Annotated in this window: 18 protein-coding genes and 5 pseudogenes; 15 read left to right on the plus strand and 8 right to left on the minus strand. The window is 71.4% G+C overall.

The genetic code is table 11. The features are described 5' to 3' along the window. The first annotated feature begins 3 nt into the window (after positions 1-3). The 5 genes from OG553_RS32380 to OG553_RS32400 all read left to right on the plus strand — a co-directional run bounded on the left by OG553_RS32380 (position 4) and on the right by OG553_RS32400 (position 4,210). On the plus strand, positions 4-1,941 hold the full coding sequence (locus tag OG553_RS32380) for an amino acid transporter (RefSeq protein ID WP_405982398.1): 1,938 nt from the start codon (positions 4-6) through the stop codon (positions 1,939-1,941). 77 nt (positions 1,942-2,018) lie between these two features. After that, positions 2,019-2,192 carry a hypothetical protein gene (locus OG553_RS32385; protein ID WP_405982399.1) on the plus strand — a complete coding sequence of 58 codons (174 nt, stop codon included), beginning with the start codon at positions 2,019-2,021 and terminating at the stop codon, positions 2,190-2,192. Positions 2,193-2,359: 167 nt separating this feature from the next. Continuing rightward, positions 2,360-2,875, plus strand: coding sequence for a universal stress protein (locus OG553_RS32390; protein ID WP_405982400.1), 516 nt, complete (start codon positions 2,360-2,362; stop codon positions 2,873-2,875). Between the two features lie 280 nt (positions 2,876-3,155). Further along, entirely contained in the window at positions 3,156-3,491 is a 336-nt protein-coding gene (locus tag OG553_RS32395; protein ID WP_405982401.1) for an ArsR/SmtB family transcription factor, read from the plus strand. Further along, positions 3,485-4,210 carry a cation transporter gene (locus tag OG553_RS32400; RefSeq protein ID WP_405983200.1) on the plus strand — a complete coding sequence of 242 codons (726 nt, stop codon included), beginning with the start codon at positions 3,485-3,487 and terminating at the stop codon, positions 4,208-4,210. Before OG553_RS32395 ends, OG553_RS32400 begins: the two co-directional genes overlap by 7 nt. A gap of 15 nt (positions 4,211-4,225) precedes the next feature. On the opposite strand, the gene OG553_RS32405 is transcribed toward OG553_RS32400, so the two are convergent. Continuing rightward, positions 4,226-4,654 (minus strand): heavy metal-responsive transcriptional regulator, encoded by a 429-nt coding sequence (locus tag OG553_RS32405; protein ID WP_405982402.1) that lies wholly within the window; start codon positions 4,652-4,654, stop codon positions 4,226-4,228. An 81-nt stretch (positions 4,655-4,735) separates the two neighbouring features. Between OG553_RS32405 and OG553_RS32410 the strand changes: the two genes are divergently transcribed. The 4 genes from OG553_RS32410 (at position 4,736) to OG553_RS32425 (ending at position 7,208) form a co-directional block, all read left to right on the plus strand. Continuing rightward, entirely contained in the window at positions 4,736-5,338 is a 603-nt protein-coding gene (locus OG553_RS32410; protein ID WP_405982403.1) for a thioredoxin family protein, read from the plus strand. Positions 5,339-5,487: 149 nt separating this feature from the next. Further along, on the plus strand, positions 5,488-6,303 hold the full coding sequence (locus tag OG553_RS32415; protein ID WP_405982404.1) for a sulfite exporter TauE/SafE family protein: 816 nt from the start codon (positions 5,488-5,490) through the stop codon (positions 6,301-6,303). 100 nt (positions 6,304-6,403) lie between these two features. After that, on the plus strand, positions 6,404-6,853 hold the full coding sequence (locus OG553_RS32420; RefSeq protein WP_405982405.1) for a hypothetical protein: 450 nt from the start codon (positions 6,404-6,406) through the stop codon (positions 6,851-6,853). A 79-nt stretch (positions 6,854-6,932) separates the two neighbouring features. Then, positions 6,933-7,208, plus strand: coding sequence for a hypothetical protein (locus OG553_RS32425; protein WP_405982406.1), 276 nt, complete (start codon positions 6,933-6,935; stop codon positions 7,206-7,208). 39 nt (positions 7,209-7,247) lie between these two features. Here the strand turns inward: OG553_RS32425 and OG553_RS32430 are convergent, their stop codons facing one another. From OG553_RS32430 to OG553_RS32440, 3 genes are all read right to left on the minus strand, one after another. Further along, positions 7,248-7,610, minus strand: a complete 363-nt coding sequence (locus tag OG553_RS32430; protein ID WP_405982407.1) for a hypothetical protein — start codon at positions 7,608-7,610, stop codon at positions 7,248-7,250. A gap of 869 nt (positions 7,611-8,479) precedes the next feature. Then, the gene (locus OG553_RS32435) at positions 8,480-8,638 is read right to left on the minus strand and encodes a hypothetical protein (protein ID WP_405982408.1); all 159 of its coding nucleotides are present in this window, start codon (positions 8,636-8,638) and stop codon (positions 8,480-8,482) included. 75 nt (positions 8,639-8,713) lie between these two features. Further along, a complete protein-coding gene (locus OG553_RS32440) occupies positions 8,714-9,349 on the minus strand; it encodes a hypothetical protein (RefSeq protein ID WP_405982409.1) in 636 nt (211 codons plus the stop codon). 399 nt (positions 9,350-9,748) lie between these two features. On the opposite strand from OG553_RS32440, the gene OG553_RS32445 reads away from it, so the two are divergent. Next, positions 9,749-10,174 carry an SMI1/KNR4 family protein gene (locus OG553_RS32445; RefSeq protein WP_405982410.1) on the plus strand — a complete coding sequence of 142 codons (426 nt, stop codon included), beginning with the start codon at positions 9,749-9,751 and terminating at the stop codon, positions 10,172-10,174. A gap of 443 nt (positions 10,175-10,617) precedes the next feature. Here the strand turns inward: OG553_RS32445 and OG553_RS32450 are convergent. Next, positions 10,618-12,850: pseudogene (locus OG553_RS32450) on the minus strand (heavy metal translocating P-type ATPase). 95 nt (positions 12,851-12,945) lie between these two features. Between OG553_RS32450 and OG553_RS32455 the strand changes: the two are divergent. Beyond that, a complete protein-coding gene (locus OG553_RS32455) occupies positions 12,946-13,113 on the plus strand; it encodes a hypothetical protein (RefSeq protein ID WP_405982411.1) in 168 nt (55 codons plus the stop codon). A 96-nt stretch (positions 13,114-13,209) separates the two neighbouring features. Here OG553_RS32455 and OG553_RS32460 read toward each other — a convergent pair whose 3' ends face one another. Then, positions 13,210-14,934, minus strand: coding sequence for an amidase (locus OG553_RS32460; protein ID WP_405982412.1), 1,725 nt, complete (start codon positions 14,932-14,934; stop codon positions 13,210-13,212). A gap of 114 nt (positions 14,935-15,048) precedes the next feature. Between OG553_RS32460 and OG553_RS32465 the strand changes: the two genes are divergently transcribed. Beyond that, the gene (locus tag OG553_RS32465; RefSeq protein WP_405982413.1) at positions 15,049-15,687 is read left to right on the plus strand and encodes a TetR/AcrR family transcriptional regulator; all 639 of its coding nucleotides are present in this window, start codon (positions 15,049-15,051) and stop codon (positions 15,685-15,687) included. A gap of 43 nt (positions 15,688-15,730) precedes the next feature. Here the strand turns inward: OG553_RS32465 and OG553_RS32470 are convergent. Continuing rightward, a pseudogene (locus OG553_RS32470) lies at positions 15,731-16,123 on the minus strand (ECF transporter S component); the annotation flags it as partial. Between OG553_RS32470 and aceA the strand changes: the two are divergent. The 3 genes and pseudogenes from aceA to OG553_RS32485 form a co-directional block, all read left to right on the plus strand. Continuing rightward, a pseudogene (gene aceA, locus OG553_RS32475) lies at positions 16,109-16,657 on the plus strand (isocitrate lyase); the annotation flags it as partial. The pseudogenes OG553_RS32470 and aceA sit on opposite strands and share 15 nt — an antisense overlap. Before the next feature lie 116 nt (positions 16,658-16,773). Next, the gene (locus tag OG553_RS32480) at positions 16,774-18,147 is read left to right on the plus strand and encodes a malate synthase (protein ID WP_405982414.1); all 1,374 of its coding nucleotides are present in this window, start codon (positions 16,774-16,776) and stop codon (positions 18,145-18,147) included. Then, positions 18,144-19,022 (plus strand): annotated as a pseudogene (locus tag OG553_RS32485) (3-hydroxybutyryl-CoA dehydrogenase); the annotation flags it as partial. The gene OG553_RS32480 and the pseudogene OG553_RS32485, both read left to right, overlap by 4 nt. Before the next feature lie 287 nt (positions 19,023-19,309). On the opposite strand, the pseudogene OG553_RS32490 reads toward OG553_RS32485, so the two are convergent. Continuing rightward, positions 19,310-19,366, minus strand: a pseudogene (locus OG553_RS32490) (hypothetical protein); the annotation flags it as partial. Positions 19,367-19,469: the final 103 nt, after the last annotated feature.

Here is a 19,469-nt window from a genome sequence, read left to right on the forward strand (position 1 = left end):
ACGATGGCCACCCCTGCCCGCACGTCGCGCCTGCGCGCGTGGCTGCTGGAAGGCCTGACCGCCCAGACGGGCTCACCGGCGGCCAAGGAGGCGGCGGCCCAGCCGCACGGCAGGCCGTGGTGGCGGGTCATGTGCCTGACGGGCCTGGACTACTTCTCCACCCTCGGCTACCAGCCCGGTATCGCGGCGCTCGCGGCCGGTCTGCTGTCGCCGCTGGCGACGATCGTGCTGGTGCTGCTGACCCTGTTCGGGGCCCTGCCCGTCTACCGGCGGGTGGCCGAGGAGAGTCCGCACGGCGAGGGCTCCATCGCCATGCTGGAGCGTCTGCTGACGTTCTGGAAGGGGAAGCTGTTCGTCCTGACCCTGCTCGGGTTCGCGGCGACGGACTTCCTCATCACCATCACGCTCTCCGCCGCCGACGCGACCGCGCACCTGGTGGAGAACCCGCACCTGACCTCCACCCTGCACGGGCACGAGGTGCTGCTCACCCTGATCATGATCGCGCTCCTGGGAGCCGTCTTCCTCAAGGGGTTCAGCGAGGCCATCGGCGTGGCGGTGATCCTGGTGGCGACCTACCTCGGGCTCAACGTCGTGGTCGTGGCGGTGGGCCTGTGGAAGGTGCTCGGCGAACCGCACGTCGTCACGGACTGGACGCAGGCTCTGACCACGGAGCACGGCAACCCGTTCATGATGATCGCCATCGCACTCGTCGTCTTCCCCAAGCTCGCCCTCGGCCTTTCAGGGTTCGAGACGGGCGTGGCGGTCATGCCGCACGTTCAGGGCGGTCCCGCGGACACCGACGAGAAGCCCGCCGGCCGGATCCGCGGCGCCAAGAAGCTGCTGACGACCGCGGCCGTCATCATGAGCGTCTTCCTGATCTGCTCCAGCTTCATCACCACGCTGCTGATCCCGGCTGACCAGTTCCAGCCGGGCGGCGAGGCCAACGGCCGCGCGCTCGCCTACCTCGCCCACGAGTACCTGGGCTCGGCCTTCGGCACGGTCTACGACGTCTCGACGATCCTGATCCTGTGGTTCGCAGGTTCCTCGGCGATGGCGGGCCTGCTCAACCTGATGCCGCGATACCTGCCCCGCTACGGCATGGCCCCGCAGTGGGCCCGGGCGCTGCGCCCGATGGTCATCGTGTTCACCTTGGTCGCGTTCCTGGTGACGTGGATCTTTGACGCAGACGTGGACGCGCAGGGTGGCGCGTACGCCACCGGTGTCCTGGTGCTGATCACCTCGGCGGCGGTCGCGGTGACCATCGCGGCCCGCCGGGCCGGGGAGCGCGGCTGGACCATCGGCTTCGGCATCATCTCGGCCGTCTTCATCTACACCACGGCCGTGAACGTGGTCGAGCGCCCCGACGGAGTGAAGATCGGTGCCTGCTTCATCGCCGGCATCATGACCCTCTCCCTGCTGTCCCGGCTGGCCCGGGTCTTCGAGCTGCGCGTCACGCACGTCGAGTTCGACGACATGGCGCAGCGGTTCATCCGGGACACCGCCAGCCGCACGATCCGGTTCATCGCCAACGAGCCGGACAACCGGGACCTGGAGGAGTACCGGCAGAAGAAGGCGCAGATCCGAGCGGACAACGACATCCCGGCCGAGGACGACGTGATGTTCGTCGAGGTCACCGTCCTGGACGCGTCCGAGTTCGAGTCCGGCATGCGCGTACGCGGCGAAGTCCTGCACGACCGCTACCGCGTCCTGACCCTGGAGAGCTCCAGCATCCCCAACGCCCTCGCCGCCCTCCTGCTCCACGTACGCGACGAGACCGGCCAACGGCCCCACATCTACTTCGAGTGGACCGAGGGCAACCCGATGGCCAACTTCTTCCGGTTCTTCCTCTTCGGCCAGGGCGAGGTCGCCCCCGTCACCCGCGAGGTCATCCGCGAAGCCGAACCGGACCGCTCCCGCCGCCCCCACGTCCACGCCGGCTGACCCATTCGCGTCAAGACACCGACAGGAATCCCGCCGGCCCCTCGCCATGGCGACGGTCCGGCGGGATTCTCACTCCTGTGACCACTCGCTCGCGCCCTGACCGCGGAATCCGCCGGACCGTACTCGCCCTCGGGACCGCGGGCCTGACCGTCATCGCCATCGGCGCCGTCCTCGACGCCCTGTGGCTGCTCGGCATCGGCGTCTGGGGTGTCATCGCCGCGATGCTGATCGAACTCGTCTACCGGCCCTGACTGCCGACGTTCCGGCTGCGGAAGCCCTCCGGTGTCGCCTTCACGCAGTCCGGGCAGCGATGCCGGGACCTTGACGGCGGCCGGCCGGGTCCATGCGGATCACTGGCGGCCCCGGGTGGGCGGCATCAGGGGTCCGTCATGGTTGGGCGCATCCGCGTGAGGAGGCCGTGCGACGAGTCGTGGTCGGTGCCACGGGCACCCTGGGGAGTCTGACCGCTCTGCACCGGGCGGCGGCAGAGGCCCGTGCACGCGATGCGGAACTGCGGGTCGTTCTCGCCTGGCAGCCGCCCGGCGGTGAACTCGGGAGCCGCAACGGCCTCGGGCCCTCCGCCCTGGCGGAATGCCGCGCCACGGCCGTCGAAAGACTCCGCGAGGTCCTCGACACGGCCTTCGGCGCTGCGAAACCCGGTGTCACCCTCGCGGGCCTCACGGTACGGGGGACCCCGGGCGCGGCCCTCGTGGACACTGCCCGCGAGCCGGACGACCTCCTGGTGGTCGGCACGGGATCCCGCGGCGCGCTGCGACGGCTCGTCCGCCCCTCGGTGGCCCGCTACTGCCTCGCGCACGCCGCCTGCCCCGTCCTCGTGGTGCCCCCGTCCCCGCTCCAGGCCGAACTCGACGTGGCGCACCGCCGCAACCTCTGGCGGATGCCGATGGACCTGCGGGAGCTCGGCGCCGGGTGAATCCGGGGCCGGGCGCCGTCGCCCCGTCGGCGGTCTTTCGCCCGGCGGGCCGACGGGCGGCCCACGCCTGGGCGAGCCACGCGGGCGCGAGCGGGATGACGATGAGGAAGACGAACGCATCGAGGGCCGCGACGACGGCCGGGACCAGCGCGAAGTTCACCACCAGGGTGGCGCCGAGAAGCCGCTGTCACCGCTGTCGTTCTCTTCCGGATACGGGATTCCACGCCGAGATCTGAATTCAGGATTTCCTGGATTCAGGAATCGATGTACTGTCTGAGGGGTGCTGACTGCTGCCTCCGACATCGAAGTGCTGGCCCGCTTCGGCCGCGCGCTCGCCGACCCGATCCGCTGCCGGGTCCTGCTCGCCCTGCGCCGAGCTCCCGCCTTCCCGGCCGACCTGGCTGACGCCCTCGGCATCTCACGGACCCGGCTGTCGAACCACCTCGCCTGCCTGCGCGACTGCGGCCTCGTCGTCACCGTGCCCGACGGCCGCCGCACGCGCTACGAGCTCGCCGACGAACGTCTCGGCCATGCGCTCGACCACCTGCTCGCGACCGTCCTCGCGGTCGAGGCGACACCGACCTGCGCCGAAGCCGACGAGAAGGGCTGCTGCTGACCGTGACCGCGATACCCCTCGGGCCCTCCCCGGCCCGCCGCGGCGCACTCACCCGCCGCATACGCCTCCTGGTCGCCGCGACCATCACGTACAACGTCATCGAGGCGATCGTCGCCCTCACGGCCGGCACCCTCGCCTCCTCCACCGCGCTGATCGGCTTCGGCCTCGACTCCGTCATCGAGGTCTCCTCCGCAGCCGCGGTCGCCTGGCAGTTCTCCGCGCGTGACCACGCCGTCCGGGAAGCACGCGAGAAGACCACGCTGCGGATCATCGCCCTCTCCTTCTTCGCGCTCGCCGCGTACGTCTCCGTCGACGCCGTACGAGCGCTGACCGGCACCGGCGAGGCCGACCGCTCGATCCTCGGCATCGCCGTCGCCGCCCTGTCGCTCGCGGTCATGCCGTTCCTCTCCGCCGCCCAGCGCAGGGCCGGGAGGGAACTCGGCTCCGCCTCCGCGGTCGCGGACTCCAAGCAGACGCTGCTCTGCACCTACCTCTCCGCGGTCCTCCTCGTCGGCCTCGTCCTCAACGCCACCCTCGGCTGGTCCTGGGCCGACCCGATCGCCGCCCTCGTCATCGCCTGCATCGCCGTCAAAGAAGGCCGCGACACCTGGCGCGGCGAGGGATGCTGTGCCGCCCCGTCCGCGACGGCGGCGTCGACCGACACCGCGGCGGACGCCTGCGCGTGCCGGCCGGGATGCGACTGCTGCGACCAGCGGTAGATCCCGAGGCGAGACTTACGACGCGGCGACAGTCGCAGGGCCGGGTGCTGCGAGGATCGTACAGATGTCGTCTTCCGCTTCCGCGCAGGCGGCAGGGTCCGTGGCGGCAGCGCGTCGGGCGAGGGTGCGCAGGGCTTCGCGGGTGGCGGTCAGCTCGGCCAGGCGCCGTTCGATGTCGGCGAGGTGCTGGTCGATCAGGCCGGTGACGTGCGCGCAGGGGGCTCGGCCGCGGTCGCGCAGGGCGAGGACCGACCGGATCTCGGCGAGGGTGAGGCCGGCGGTCTGGGTGTCGCGGATGAAGGCGAGCCGGGCAGCAGCCTGCTCCGGGTGGTCGCGGTAGCCGCCGGAGGTCCGCGGTGGGGCGGGCAGCAGGCCCGTCTGCTCGTAGAAGCGGATGGTCTTGGTGGTCAGCCCGCTGGCTCTGGCGAGGTCGCCGATGCGCATGCCCTCAGACCAGACCTTGACCTTCCAGTGCGCTGGAAGGTCTAGCCTCCGCAGCAGGTCGATGAGTGGAGGACGGCGAGGATGCGGATCACAGTGCTGACGGTGCCGGGGTGCCCGAACGCCCCGCTGGCCATGGAACGGGTCGCCGCCGCGCTGGCGGCCCGGCGGGCGGAGGTGGAACTGGTCGAGGTCCACGACCAGGCCCAGGCCGCCGAGTACGGGATGAACGGCTCGCCGACGATCCTGCTGGACGGGGTGGACCCGTTCGCGCCGCAGGGGGTGGTCCCGAGCGTGTCGTGCCGCCTGTACCGGCACGCGGACGGCACCGTGTCCGGCGCCCCGAGCGTGGCCGCGCTGCGCGAGGCGCTGGACTGCGGAGCGGTCCAGGCGGATCCGTCCGCGCCGGATGACTGCTGCGAGGCGGGAGATCCGCTCGACGCGGTCGGACGCGGCGGCCGGGGGCGCCGCGCTCCGGACGGGAGGGGCCTGCGGGCGGTACAGCAGGCGGTGCTGCGGCACTTCGCCGCAGCCGGCACCGCGCCCCGGCCGGCCGAGCTTGAGCCGGCCGCCGCGCAGGCCGGCAGCACTGCCGGGGAGGTGCTGGCCGAGCTCGCCCGCGAGGACTTCGACCAGGCGCAGGCCGGACGGACCGGCGCACAGACTTTCGGTTCCCAGCTCACCTGATGCCTCCGGTGGCTGCCGGACCCCGTTCGTGCCCGTCGTGACGGTGGTTCAGAGGACCGGATGAATCCTGAGCGGGTGCCCGGTAGCTTCTCCCGAAAATGGGGTCGTGTCATGGCGCGCACGGCTCCTGACCAGCGAGGATGCCCGTCATGATGACCGACAAGGACTTTGCTCCCGCACGTTCGACGCATCCGACGCCCCTGGTGTTCGGTGCGGGAGCGGCCATCGGGGTTCTGGGCGGGATGATCGGATTGGGCGGTGCGGAGTTCCGCCTGCCGCTGCTCATCGGCCTCTTCGGATTCGCCGCGCTCTCGGCAGTCATCCTGAACAAGGCCATGAGCCTGGTCGTGGTCCTGGTCGCGCTGCCCGCCCGGCTGGCGGCGGTCCCGGCCGCCGAAGTGGCCGCACGCTGGCCGGTCGCCGTCAACCTGCTGGCCGGGAGCCTGCTGGGGGCCTGGGCCGGAGCGTCCTGGGCGGTGCGCATGCGCTCCGCCACCCTCTACAAGGTGCTGGCCGCGCTCATGGTGCTCATGGCGGCCGCCCTGCTCGTCACGCACACCACCCCCCTGGGCACGCTCTCACTGCCGCTGTGGGCTCAGGTGCCGTGCGGAGTCGCGGCCGGGTTCGGCATCGGCGTGGTCGCGGCGATCATGGGCGTGGCCGGCGGCGAGCTGCTGATCCCCACGATCGTGTTGCTGTTCGGAGAGGACATCAAGACCGCCGGAAGCCTCTCGCTGCTGGTGTCCCTGCCGACGATGCTGGTGGCCTTCGCCCGCTACAGCCGCGACGGCAGCTTCGCCGTACTCGGCGCCAACCTCCGCTTCACCGCGGTCATGGCCGCGGGCTCGGTCGCCGGCGCCGTACTGGGCGGGCTGCTGCTCGGCGTGTTCCCGGAGCTGGTCCTCATCCCCCTGCTGGCCGTGATCCTGCTCGTGTCCGCGGTCAAGCTCGCCCGTCACGCCTGAACCCGCGCGGGTCGATGCGGACCCGGCGGCGAAGTCGACAGTGTGCGGCTGCCGGTCAACGGGCGCGTGCAGGGAGTGATCGCAATCCCGGCGGAACTCGATGCCGCAGTCCGCGCCTCCCAGGGCCATGTGGCCGCTGTACGCGGCCGGGTCCACCACCGCCTTCGGCGCGCACGGCATCGCCGCCAACCTCGGCGGGTTCTCCGAGGACGCCGTCACCTCGCTGCTCGTCCTGGGCGGCCTGCCGGCGCTGTACGACGGCGCCGAGGTCGTCCTCAAGCCGGGCTTCGGCACGCTGGCCGACCGGATCGGTGCCAAACCGGTCCTGCTCGGCGGAGTCCTGGTCTGGGCGGCCGGGCTGCGCCTGCTGTTCCTGGTCATGGCCGCATGCGGCGCCGCCGTCGCGGTGTGGGCCGTCCTCGCCGTGCCCGCCGCACCGCCGCTGCCCAAGTTCCGGCAGACCGTCGCCGATCTCGTACGTCGCCTCGCCGACTGCTCCTTCCTCGCCCCGACCGGCGCGCCGGCCGCGCCCTTGATATGGGACGTCTGACCACCCGTACCGGCCTCACGGCCGGCTTGCTGATCACCGCCGTCGGCCTTGGCTGCGCGACGCTCCGGGCCTGTTCGGCGTGCTGACCGCAGCCGCCCTGATCGGAGTCGGCACCGGTGTGATCACTCCGCTGGGCTTCGCCGACCTCGTGGCGAGCACCCCGGAGGAACGGATGGGCCAGACCATGGGGTCCGCCGAACTCGGCCGCGAGCTCGGCGACGCCGGAGGACCCCGCCTCGTCGCGGGCTTCGCGACCGTCACCACCCTCACCTACGGCTACGCGGCCTTGGCGGCTCTCATCGGGGTCGGCCCGCTGCTCGCTCTCGCCACCCGGCGCCGAGCCGCCAGGAACTGACGACGACGGAACTGCCCCCGGCCAGCCGGTCTACGTGCTTCAGCCCCGCCAGGCTTCCTCCACGGTCGCACTGAGCCGGCGGCGCGTCATCCGGAGGCTCGGCTGTGCCAGGCGGCCGACCACCCGGGCCAGCCAGTCGGGGTCGCCGAGCCGGGGTGTTTCGTCCGCGGCGACGACCTGCGACAGCAGTTCCCCCAGGAGGAAGGTGTCGAGGAGCGGGTAGGCGCGCGCGTGCCGGTCGAAGGTCAGCCTGCGGTCCTCGTAGGGGTGGCGGACCGTCATGTCGAGGTGACCGCCACCACGCCGCTGGAAGGGACCGGGCAGGTTGCCGAGCATCCCCGCCAGCGTGTATTGCCCCGAACGCGGGTACCCGCGCCCGATGTAGACGCTGATCCCGAGCATGGTTCGGGACCACTGGATCAACTCGCCGTTCCCGTCGGACGCCTGCCGGTACAACCCCTCCGCACGGAATTCGATCCACGAACCGCCGGAACGGCCGGAGTCTCCGACCACCCAGAGGTCCCCGGCCAGTTCGAGGGGCCCAGAGCTGTGCGTGTATCCACCATGGGCACGTCCGATCACATGGCCGGGGCCTGCGGCGCTACGGTGCCTCGCTGCTCGTCCATCCGTAGGCGAATCCGTTGAGTACGGCGCTGATGGCGGACATGCCGACTGAGGCGATGCCGAACCCGAGGGCGACCGCAGGGCGGAACTGGCGTTCCTGGAGGGCGGCACGGACGACATCGACCAACGCATTGGTGCGCTGGGCCGGCGAATCGACCGCCTCGACCTGTACTGGTCCGTCGACGTCGCCTACCGCAACGGCGCGGTGGTGAAGACCCTGTGGCCGAAACACCCCCGTGCGCAGCAGGTGAGCCCGATCTACTTCACCGTCCGCGCCCGCCTGAAGGACTCCGATCCGGGCTTGGCGGCGGCGGTGCGGCGCGTCGTGGGATTCGGCACCGCCGAGGAACTCGTCCTCCCCCCTTCAGCCATACAGGAGCTCAGCGTGCACGGCCCCGATTGGCTCCACATCGACGGCGAGAACGCCGAAGTACGGATGACGCCGCTGTCACCCGCGCCGGGCCAGGGGCAGACCGTCGAGCTGACGTTCAGGCCAGCAGGTTCTTCGTCTGCTGGTGGTACAGGGGGGGGCTGCCGCTTACCAGGGGTAACGGCGATGAGTGGGGCGGCCGGCCGGTGGCTGGTCCGTGATGGTCCGGCTCTTGGTCCGTTCTCCGCGAAGCGCTGGCCGGCGTCGCCTGTCGTGATCACGAAGTCGTACCCGATGCTGTCTTCGCCGCGACGTCGCCGAGCCCTGTGGGGAGTTCGACGCGGCGCAGGAACTCGCGTGGGTCCGCCCCGCCGCGCTGGGCCCCGCCCACGATCTTGCCGTCCACGTGGACGGACGCCTGCGGGGTGCTGCACACGGGTGAAGTCAGCGCACGGCGAAGCCCCGCCGCCCGGAACAGGCAAGCGGGGCTACCGCGTCGGCGTCGGCCCTGTCAGGGCGCGTTCAGCCCGAAGACCTGGTTGTTTCTGTTGCTGCCGTTCGGGCTGTTGATGTTGTTGCCGGTGTTGATGTTGTTGAACAGGGTGACGACACCGTTCAAGTTGATCGGCAGGATGGAGCCGCCGCCTCCACCGCCGCCTCCACCGTCGCAGTCGCCGCCGGTGATCGTCGTTGGGTCGCTGTCCGAGAGGATTGGGCTTCCCGCCTCGTCGGCGACCGTGACGGTGTTGGTGACGGAGCACGGTGCGTCGTCGGCGATGCTGACGGAGACGCTGAGTTGGAAAGAAGTGTTGGGCGCGACACTAATGGGACCAGTGCACTGAATCGTCGAACCGCCGTTGGTGACCGTGCACGGCAGAGTGCCGCCGATGTTGGTGACCGTGAGGCCCACGGGGAGGTTGTCCGTTACCTGGGCAACGTTGGCGCCCTCATCGCCGCTGTTGGCCAGCGTGATGGTGTAGACGCCTTGCCCTCCCCGTTCGAAGCTCCCTTCGTGGCTCTTTTCGATGCTCAAGATCGGTTGAGCCTGTGCGGGCGTTGCGGGTAGGGCAAGCGGCAGCGCGATGCCGAACCCCAGTACCGTTGCGAGAGCCGACATGCGCCGCTTCAACCCGTTCGTGGCCGCCATCGCGTCACTCCTGTCCCGTGGGGGTCCTTCGCAGCCGGGGGAGCCGGCCACGGGGAATGTAGCGATGCAGGGCGCCCGGGGAGGCATCCACCGGGCTGGAGCCCCCGAGTTCACCCGATCGCCCTTGCAGGACGCGTCGGGCGCCGCGACGCGGCGAAGCTCCGCCGTCCGAAACGGCTGGAGGGGATTCGCCCGAGTGGCATGCGGCCACACAACCGTTTCGCAGTCCCCAAGGGTTGTCCCGCATTTGCCCCGGGGCAGTGAGCGGCTGACTCGGCCAGGGCCGTACTGTTCGGCGGGTGATCAGTTGCGCCTCTGGTCGAGCCGCGGCCCCTTGTTGATGGCGACGGGCCGTAGGCCGGCTCGATCGGTGGCCAGGCTCATGGAGGTCGATTCCACGTGTGGACCGAAGCTGTAACGGCCCTGCCCGGGACGGCTCTCTTTCAGCCCCCCGCATCGGAGCAGTCGCTGGCCCACTGCGCTACGGTCCTCGGCCATCCACTGCCCGCGGACCTCGCAGCCCTCCTCCAGGAGAGCAACGGCATCGAGGGCGAGTACGGCGACGGGCTCATCTGGTCTGCCGAGCGCATCGTCTCCGAGAACCGGACCCTTCGCGCGGATGCCGAGCTCGCCGCCTTGTACATGCCGTTCGATCCGCTGCTCTTCTTCGCGGACGCGGGGAACGGGGACTTGTTCGCACTCTTGGCCAGTATCGACCGGCCCGACGTCTTCGTCTGGAATCACGAGGACGACAGCCGGACCTGGATTGCGCCCAGCCTCGCCAAGTACCTCGAATGGTGGTTGACGGGGCGGATCGAGCTGTAGTTCCACGTCTCATGACCACCGCGCACGAGATCATGACGCCGGACGCCACCTGCATTGGTGCCGACTCGTTCGTGGCTCCGCAATGGGGCCTGCGGCCTTCGGGGCCGGCATGACTTCCCCCTCTTGTTGATGATCCCGGGGCGGCACCGGGCCCGGAGGACCGAGGTTCTGTACCGGGGCGACAGGGGTGGGGATCGGGGGAAGTGCGAGGCGATCTCTCCACGGCCTGTTCCACCGCCACAGGAACGCCTGCCACGAAGGCGACGTGACCCGATCCCGGTAGGCTCACGCGGCGTTCGACGGTGTCAACTATGCTCAAGTCCAGTACTTGTGCAGCCCGTTGAAGGGCTAGTGCGGCGGGGTCTCTGGCGTGCCCCGGCCTGGGGCCTGGCCGGGGGAGGGGACTGATTCCGGTGACGCCGCTGTGGGCCGGAGGGAGTCGGTCATCGCCGGGAGGCCTTTCGGGCGGAGGCAGTGGGGCGCTTCGCGTAGGGCCGCCAGGTGCGCAGGCGCAGGCTGTTGGCCACGACGAGGAGTGAGCTGGCGGACATCGCGGCTGCTGCCACCATCGGGTTGAGCCACCCCACGGCCGCCAGCGGCACGGTCACCACGTTGTAGCCGAACGCCCAGGCCAGGTTGAGGCGAATGGTGGCCAGCGTGCGCCGGGCGAGGCGGACCGCGTCGGCGACCGCCTCGATGTCACCCCGTACGAGCGTCACGTCGGCGGCGCCGATCGCCACGTCCGTGCCGCCACCCATCGCGATCCCGAGATCGGCCAGGGCCAGGGCGGCGGCGTCGTTCACCCCGTCACCGATGACGGCCACCCGGTGTCCGTCCTGCTTCAGCCGCGTCACCAAGTCCGCCTTGCCTTCGGGCGCGCACCGGGCGTGGACCTCGGCGATGCCGAGTTCCGCTGCGACCGTCCGGGTCGTCGCCTCGTGGTCACCGGTGGCCAGCACGGGTGTCACGCCCAGCCGTCGCAGCCGGTCCACGGCCCGGTGGCTCCCCGGCCGAAGGACGTCCCCGAGGGTGATCAGGGCCTCGTCGCGCCCGTCCACCCGGACCAGTAGCGGAGTGTGCGCCGATGCCTCCGCCTCGGCGAGTGCTCGTGCCAGGGACGGGGGCAGACCCTCGCCCGGGGTGAGCACCTCGACCCTCCGTCCCTCCACGACGCCCTCGACGCCCGATCCGGGAGTGGCCAGGAACCCGGTGACCTCGGGCAGCGGTCGCTCGTGGAGGGTCCGCCGGGCGTACGAGGCGACGGCGCGGCCCAGGGGATGCTCCGAGCCGGGTCTCCACGGCTCCGGCCAGCCGCAGCACCGCCTCGCGGCCCATCCCGCCGGTGGCGTTCGTGACCTGGACGACGCTCATGTGCCCCGTGGTCAGAGTGCCGGTCTTGTCGAGGACGATGGTGTCGACGTGGCGCAGGGCCTCCAACGCTTGAGGCCCGCTGACCAGCACTCCGAGCTGCGCGCCCCGCCCGGTCGCGGCCAGCAGCGCGGTGGGGGTCGCCAGGCCCAGGGCGCACGGGCAGGCGACGACGAGGATCGCGACGGAGGCGGTGACGGCGGCCTGGGGATCCGCACCAGCGCCGAGCCAGAAGCCCAGCACGGTGACCGCCAGGGACAGGACCGCCGGGACGAAGACTCCCGCGACCCGGTCGGCGAGGCGCTGGGCCCGGGCCTTGCCCGTCTGGGCGTCGGTGACCATGCGGGTGATCCGGGCGAGCTGCGTGTCCGCACCGACCGCCGTGGCCCGTACGAGAAGCAGCCCTCCGGAGTTGACGGCACCGCCCACCACCTTCTGGCCGGAACCCACCTCCACGGGATCGCTTTCCCCGGTGACCAGGGACAGGTCCAGGGCGGAGTTGCCCGAGACCACCACGCCGTCGGTGGCGACGCGCTCGCCGGGCCGCACGAGGAACTCCGCTCCCGAAAGGAGTTGCTCGACGGGAACCAGTCGCTCCCTCCCGTCCTCCCGCACGGTGACTTCCTTGACGGCGAGGCCGGCCAACGACCGCAGGGCAGCACCGGTGCTCCGCCTGGCGCGGGCCTCCAGATGGCGGCCGGCCAGGACGAACAGCGGCACTCCGACGGCAGCCTCGAGGTAGACGTGCGCCACCCCCTCGCCCGCGGACGGCAGGAGCGTGAACGGCATCCGCATACCCGGGTCACCGGCACCGCCGAGGAACAGTGCGTACAGCGACCACGAGAACGAGGCGAGAACGCCGAGGGAGACCAGCGTGTCCATGGTGGCTGCCGAATGTCGCAGCCCGCGGGCCGCCCGGACGTGGAAGGGCCACGCGCTCCAGACCGCCACCGGTGCGGCGAGCACGAGGCACAGCCACTGCCAGTTCGGGAACTGCAGGGCGGGCACCATCGACAGCACGAGGACAGGGGCACACAGCAGCGCGGTGATCAAGAGCCGTTCGCGTTCCTGACGCGTACCGTCCGCGGGTGGCTCCGCAGCCGGGGGCTCCGCGGGCGTGGTGGCCGGTGGGGGCGGCAGCTCGGCGGTGTAGCCGGCCCGTTCCACCGCCGCGACCAAGTCCTGGCCGGTCACGGTCGGCGGATGGCTGATCCGCGCAGTTCCGGTGGCGAGGTTGACGGTCGCGCTCACCCCGTCGATCCGGGACAACCGCTTCTCCACCCTGTTCACACATGCCGCGCACGTCATACCGCCGACGATCAGGTCCGTCGTCGTCGCCCCGGTGACGCCCGCCGTGGACGGGGTCACCGCGCACCGCCCGAGCGCATGCCGCCCATTCCCCCGTGACCGGGCGAACCGGATCCGGATCCGGCACCCGCACCGGACGGCCGCATGCCCGGAGCGACCGGCCCGGCCTCCTGCGCCTCGATTTCCCCTGGCGCGGCGGCCTCGCCGCCGACCGCCTCGCGGACACCCTGGCGGGGCTGCCCCGCCTGATCGCGGGACGCTGACACCGAGTTGCCGCCGGGTGGGCGTCACAGCGTGCCACACCCACCCGGCCGGGCAGAACGCGTCCGGCCCGCAACCCGGACTCCGCTCCGGTCAGGTCACTCCGCCGGCAGCCGCGGCGTACGCGGCGGCACCGTCCGCCGGCTGCCGGTCTTCTCGAAGGCCGCGGCGAGGGTGAGCAGGGCGTTGTCGTCGTAGGCGCGGCCCGCGAAGGTCAGCCCGACGGGCATGCCGGTGTCCGCCATGGCGCCCATCGGTACGGTCACGGTCGGGATGCCGAGGTGGCGGGGGACCAGGTTGCCGTTGGCGACCCAGACGCCGTTGCGCCAGCCGAGGTCGGCGGAGGCCTCGGAGACGTCCATGTCGGCGGGGCCGACGTCGGCGACGGCGGGGAAGACCACCGCGTCCAGGCACAGGCCGTCCATCCACAGCTCCAGGTCGACGCGGCGCGTCTCCTCCAGCCCGCGCAGCCCCTGCTCCAGGTGCGGCATGTCGGCCAGGGACGCGTACGGGCGCTCGCGCACGAAGCGCGGGTAGTCGCCGATCGTGTCGTCGAAGCCCTCGTAGCGGTCGGGGAGCTCGCCTTCCTGCTTGGGCCAGATGGTGGTGCCGTCCACGTCGGCCAGGGTGGGGAGCGCCGGGTCGCCGTTGGCCTGCAGGAAGTCGTCCCAGGCCCAGGCGGACAGGTCCTCGATCTCGAAGGTGAGGTACTCGCGGCTGACCAGCCCGCGGGTGAGCAGCGAGGGCGCGCCGGGCCGGTCGGACTCGTAGTTCGACACGACGGGGAAGTCGACCTCGACCACCTCGGCTCCGGCGGCCTCCAGGTCACGGCGGGCGGCCTCCCACAGGGCGATCACCGACGGGCGCGTGTCGATGCGCTGACCGGTCTGGCCGCCGATGCCTCCGTCGGGGTTCGTTCCGGCGGCGGGGTCGGCGTTGACGTACATCCGGGGCACGCCGACGCGCTTGCCGGCGAGCGCGTCGGAAGCGGCCCCGGAGAGGGCCGGGTAGGAGGAGGGGCGTACCTGGGAGGGGGAGGGGAGCGCCACCCACGGCTGTGCGCGCCACAGGTCGCCGCGCGTGTCCGCGTCGTCGGCGACGATGACGTCGAGCAGTTCGAGCAGGTCGGCCATGGTGCGGGTGTGCGGGACCACGACGTCCATGGTCGGCACGAGCGGCCAGTTGCCGCGCACCGAGATCACGCCGCGGCTGGGCGTGTAGGCGCACAGCGCGTTGTTCGAGGCGGGGGCGCGGCCCGAGGACCAGGTCTCCTCGCCGAGGCCGAACGCGCCGAAGGACGCCGCCGTCGCCGTGCCGGAGCCGTTGGAGGAGCCGGATCCGTACGCGCTGGTGAGCCAGTCGGCGCTGTACGGGCTCTCCGCGCGCCCGTACACGCCGCGCTGCATGCCGCCGTTCGCCATCGGCGGCATGTTGGTCAGGCCGATGAGGACGGCCCCGCCCGCGCGCAGCCGCTCGATGGCGAAGGCGTCGCGCTGGGCGACGAGGTGCTCGAAGGCCGGGGAGCCGGACGCGGCCGTCAGGCCCTTCGCGAGGTAGCTGTCCTTCGCGGTGTACGGGATGCCGTCCAGCGGCCCGAGCGTCTCCCCGCGGGCGCGGCGGGCGTCGGAGGCCTCCGCTTCCGCGCGGGCGTCCGGGTTCATCACGACCATCGCGTTCAGAGCGGTGGCCGTGCCGGGCCGGTCGTACGCCTCGATCCGCGCGAGGTAGGCGTCGAGCAGGCCGACCGCGGTGGCCTCGCCCTTCTCCAGCGCCGCGCGCAGGTCGGCGATACAGGTCTCCACGACATCGAATCCGCGCGTCATGAGGGTGTCTCCTGGGTGGTGGGTCCGCCTGACTAGATTTTCAGTCTAGATTAAGAATCTAGACTGTTGGAACCTAGACTTGGGACCTGGATTTCCGTCACCGAAAGTGAGCACATGCCGACGTCAGCGACAGGGCCCGCGCTGCCCGACAGGAAGCGTCAGCCCAGCGGGGACGAGGCGCGGGGGCGGGCGATGCGGGCCGCCATCGCCGTGATCGCCGAGAAGGGCACGGCGGGCCTGCGGATGTCGGACATCGCCGAGCGGGCCGGTATGAGCACCGGGCACATCCTCTACCACTTCGGGAAGAAGGACCGGCTCCTGCTCGAAGTCCTCGCATGGAGCCAGGCGGACCTCTGGACCCGGTTCCGGGAGGCCGCCGACCGGGCGGCGTCGCCCGCCGAGAAGCTGGAGCTGTTCGTCCGCTTCTACCTGCCCCGCCGCCAGGGCGACGAACGCTACGCGCTGTGGACGCAGGTCATGCTCCAGCACCACGACGAAGCGGGCCGCAAGATCCTGACCGATCTGCTGGACGGCTGGGACGAGCGCCTGGAAGCCATCCTGCGCGAGGGCCGGGACCTGGGGCACTTCGCCGACGTGGACCTCCCCGGCTTCACCATCCGGGCCGTGGCCATGCTGAGCGGGCTCGCCGAGGACGTGATGTTCGGACGGTCCCGCTGGCAGCACACCTCCGCGCACGCCTTCGCCCTGTCCGCCCTCGAACGCGAACTGCGTCCCACCACCGGACAGGCCTGACGGACGTCGCCCCTCACGGCTGGGTCGGCACCGTGCCGGGCTTGAAGCGGACCGGCGCCTCGGTGAAGGGCAGGCCGGGCAGGTAGGCGATCGAGCTGTTCGGGTCGAGGGAGAAGGGCCAGAAGGAGAGGTTCAGCAGGAAGCCGAAGAGGTAGCCGGAGACCGCGCCGTAGACGGCGAGCATCGCGACCTCCTTACGGCCGGCGGCTCTCGGGAGGAAGCCGGCGAGCATGCCGACGAAGGCGCAGCCGAACATCTGGTACGGCATCCAGGGCCCGACCCCGCCCGTGATGAGGGCGGAGGCGAAGAGGGAGGTGCAGCCCAGGGTGAAGCCGAAGCCGGGACCGTAGACCCGGCCGGCCAGGACGAGGATGAAGAACACCGTCTCGATTCCCGCCGTGCCCGCGCCCAGCGGTCGGATCGCGGCGTCACCGGCGAGCGCACCGCCGAGGGCTTCTACCGCGTCCGGGGCGGCATGGCCCCGGTCATCGCCCGCGGCCTCGCCTACGCCCCGTACGCCGACCTGATCTGGGTCGAGACCGGCACCCCGGACCTGGAGCAGGCCCGCGAGTTCGCCGAGGCGATCCACGCCCAGTACCCCGGCCGGATGCTGGCCTACAACTGCTCGCCCTCCTTCAACTGGAAGGCGGCCCTGGACGACGACCAGATCGCCAAGTTCCAGCGGGAGCTGGGCGCGATGGGCTACAAGTTCCAGTTCACCACCCTGGCCGGCTTCCACTCCCTCAACCACGGCATGTTCGACCTCGCCCGCGGCTACGCCGAGCACGGCATGACCGCGTACGTCGACCTCCAGGAGCGCGAGTTCGCCGCTCAGAAGCACGGGTTCACCGCCGTCAAGCACCAGCGCGAGGTCGGCACCGGCTACTTCGACCTGGTCTCCACCGCCGTCAACCCCGCCTCCTCCACCACCGCCCTCACCGGCTCCACCGAGGAAGAGCAGTTCCACTAGAACCACTGCTCTTGGTCCGACCGGGCACAGCCCGGCGTTCTGTTGCTCGCCGTCCGACGGCGCCCGAGGGATCTCCCCTCGGGCGCCCGCCGCCCCACGCTGAGGAGAAGAACCTCATGTCACCCACGCCCCTGATCAGCAGCGTCCGGGTGCTCGGAGCGCAGGCCGAGCGCCACGAGGAGATCCTGACGTCCGATGCGCTCGAGTTCATCAGGCGGCTCGACTCCGCCTTCGCGGACCGCCGTCTGGAAGTCCTCAAGGAACGCAGCCGCCGCACCGCCCACCCGGTGTCCGGGACGCCGCTGGACTTCTCCCGCGCCACGGCCGCCGTCCGCGCCGATACCGACTGGCGTGTGGCCCCGCCCGCCCCTGGTCTGACCGACCGTCGAGTGGAGATCACCGGCCCGCCGGAGCGCCGCATGGCGATCAACGCGCTGAACTCCGGGGCCAAGGTCTGGATGGCCGACTTCGAGGACGCCACCGCCCCCACCTGGAACAACGTCATCGGCGGTCAGCTCAACCTGCTCGACGCCATCGAGCGGCGCATCGACTTCACGACGCCCGAGGGCAAGGATTACCGCCTCGGCGCGGAACTCGCGACCATCATGGTCCGCCCGCGCGGCTGGCACCTCCTTGAAGAACACCTGGAGATCGACGGCCGGCCCGTGTCGGCCTCGCTCGTCGACTTCGGCCTGTACTTCTTCCACTGCGCGCAGCGGCAGATCGACGCCGGGCACGGCCCGTACTTCTACCTCCCGAAGCTGGAGAACCGCACAGAGGCACGCCTGTGGAACGACATCTTCGTGTTCGCCCAGGATCTCCTCGGCATCCCCCGCGGCACGGTCCGCGCCACCGTCCTGATCGAGACGATCACGGCCGCGCTCGAGATGGAGGAGGTCCTCTACGAACTGCGCGAGCACAGCGCCGGCCTCAACGCGGGCCGCTGGGACTACCTCTTCAGCCTGATCAAGACCTTCGGCCACCGCACCGACTTCCAGCTGCCCGACCGGGCCAAGGTCACCATGACCGCCCCCTTCATGCGCGCGTACACCGAACTCCTCGTCCGCACGTGCCACCGGCGCGGCGCGCACGCCATCGGCGGCATGGCCGTTCGCAGGATCGCCGCCCCGCCGACCTCCGAGGGCGTCCGCTCCAACGTGGCGGTGGCCCTGCGCTACTTCGAAGCCCGGCTGCGCGGCAGGGGCGCCGTCGGGCTGAACGGCCTGATGGAGGACGCGGCCACCGCCGAGATCGCCCGTGTCCAGATCTGGCAGTGGCTGCGCCACGGCCGGGTGGACCGGAGCACGGTCACCGACCTCCTCGACGCCGAATGCGCGGCCCTGGAGGCCGAGGACCCGCAGGCGTTCGTCCTCGAAGCCCGGGAGGTCTTCGTGGACTCCGCCCTCTCGGTGCAGCTCCCGCTGTTCTTCACGCCCGAGGCCTACACCCGTCACCTGGTCCGCCGCGTCCCCGCGCAGGTGAACGCGTGAACGCCCTCCTGCACCCCGCCGGTATCCGCCGTGTCGGTGTCGTCGGCGGCGGCCAGATGGGCGCGGGCATCGCCGAGGTGTGCGCCCGTGCCGGCCTCGACACCGTCGTTGCCGAGGCGGATGCGACCGCCGCCCGAGCCGCTGGTCAGCGCGTGGCCGTCTCCCTGGAGCGTGCGGTCCAGCGCGGCAAGCTCGACCGCCTCTCCGCCGAGGACGCCCTGGCCCGGCTCGTGTTCACCGGGGACCTGGAAGATCTCGGTGACCGGCAGCTCGTCATCGAGGCCGTCACCGAGGATCCCGAAGCCAAGACGGAGGTCTTCACGGCCCTCGACAAGATCGTCGCGGATCCGGAGGCGATCCTCGCCACGAACACCTCGGCCATCCCGATCATGCGGCTGGGTATGGCCACCGGGCGTGCGGACAGGGTGGTGGGCCTGCACTTCTTCAACCCCGTACCCGTCCTCCCGCTGGTCGAGGTCGTCTCGTCTCTCCACACGTCGGCGGACACCCTCGCCGCGGTCGAGACGTTCGCCCGTGACGCTCTCGGGAAGACCACGGTCCGGTCCCAGGACCGGGCGGGTTTCGTCGTCAACGCGCTGCTGATCCCGTACCTGCTCTCCGCCATCCGTATGGCCGAGTCCGGGTTCGCGAGCGCCGCCGACGTGGACGCCGGCATGGAGCTGGGCTGTGCCCACCCCATGGGCCCGCTCAAGCTGGCCGACCTGATCGGCCTGGACACCGTCGCCGCGATCGCGGAGTCGCTGTACGAGGAATTCAAGGAACCGCTGTACGCCCCGCCCCCGCTGCTCCAGCGCATGGTGCAGGCAGGGCTGCTCGGCCGCAAGAGCGGCGGCGGGTTCCACACGTACGGCCGGGTCCGAGGGCCCGGCACGGCTCCGGGGCCGAGGGTGTGCCGAAGGCCGCGCACGGCCATGGCCGGACGGGCGGTGCGCTCTGTCCCTTCAGTCCTGCGGGCGCTCCGCGTAGCACATGCGCGGCCCCGGAAAAGTGAGATGGCGCAGGACGTGGGGGGCGTGGGTGAGGTGGTGGAGGAGGAGGTCGGGGGCGTGGTCGGCGAGGGGCGGGCCGGTGTAGCCCCACGTGGCGCCGGCCGCGAGGACGCCCCGGCGGCCCGGGCGGCCTGGATGTCGGTGGGGGTGTCGCCGATGAAGCAGGCGTTGGAGGCGGGGACGCCGAGGCGTTCGAGGGCCAGGGTGATACCGGCGCCGGACGGCCCGGGCTCGGCGTCGCCCCAGCCGACGACGGCATCGAGCCTGTGTGACGGTTCGTCGGAGCCGGAAGGGCCGCGGGGCTTCTACTCC

It is taken from the genome of Streptomyces sp. NBC_00158, assembly GCF_045160885.1.
Classification (GTDB): domain Bacteria; phylum Actinomycetota; class Actinomycetes; order Streptomycetales; family Streptomycetaceae; genus Streptomyces.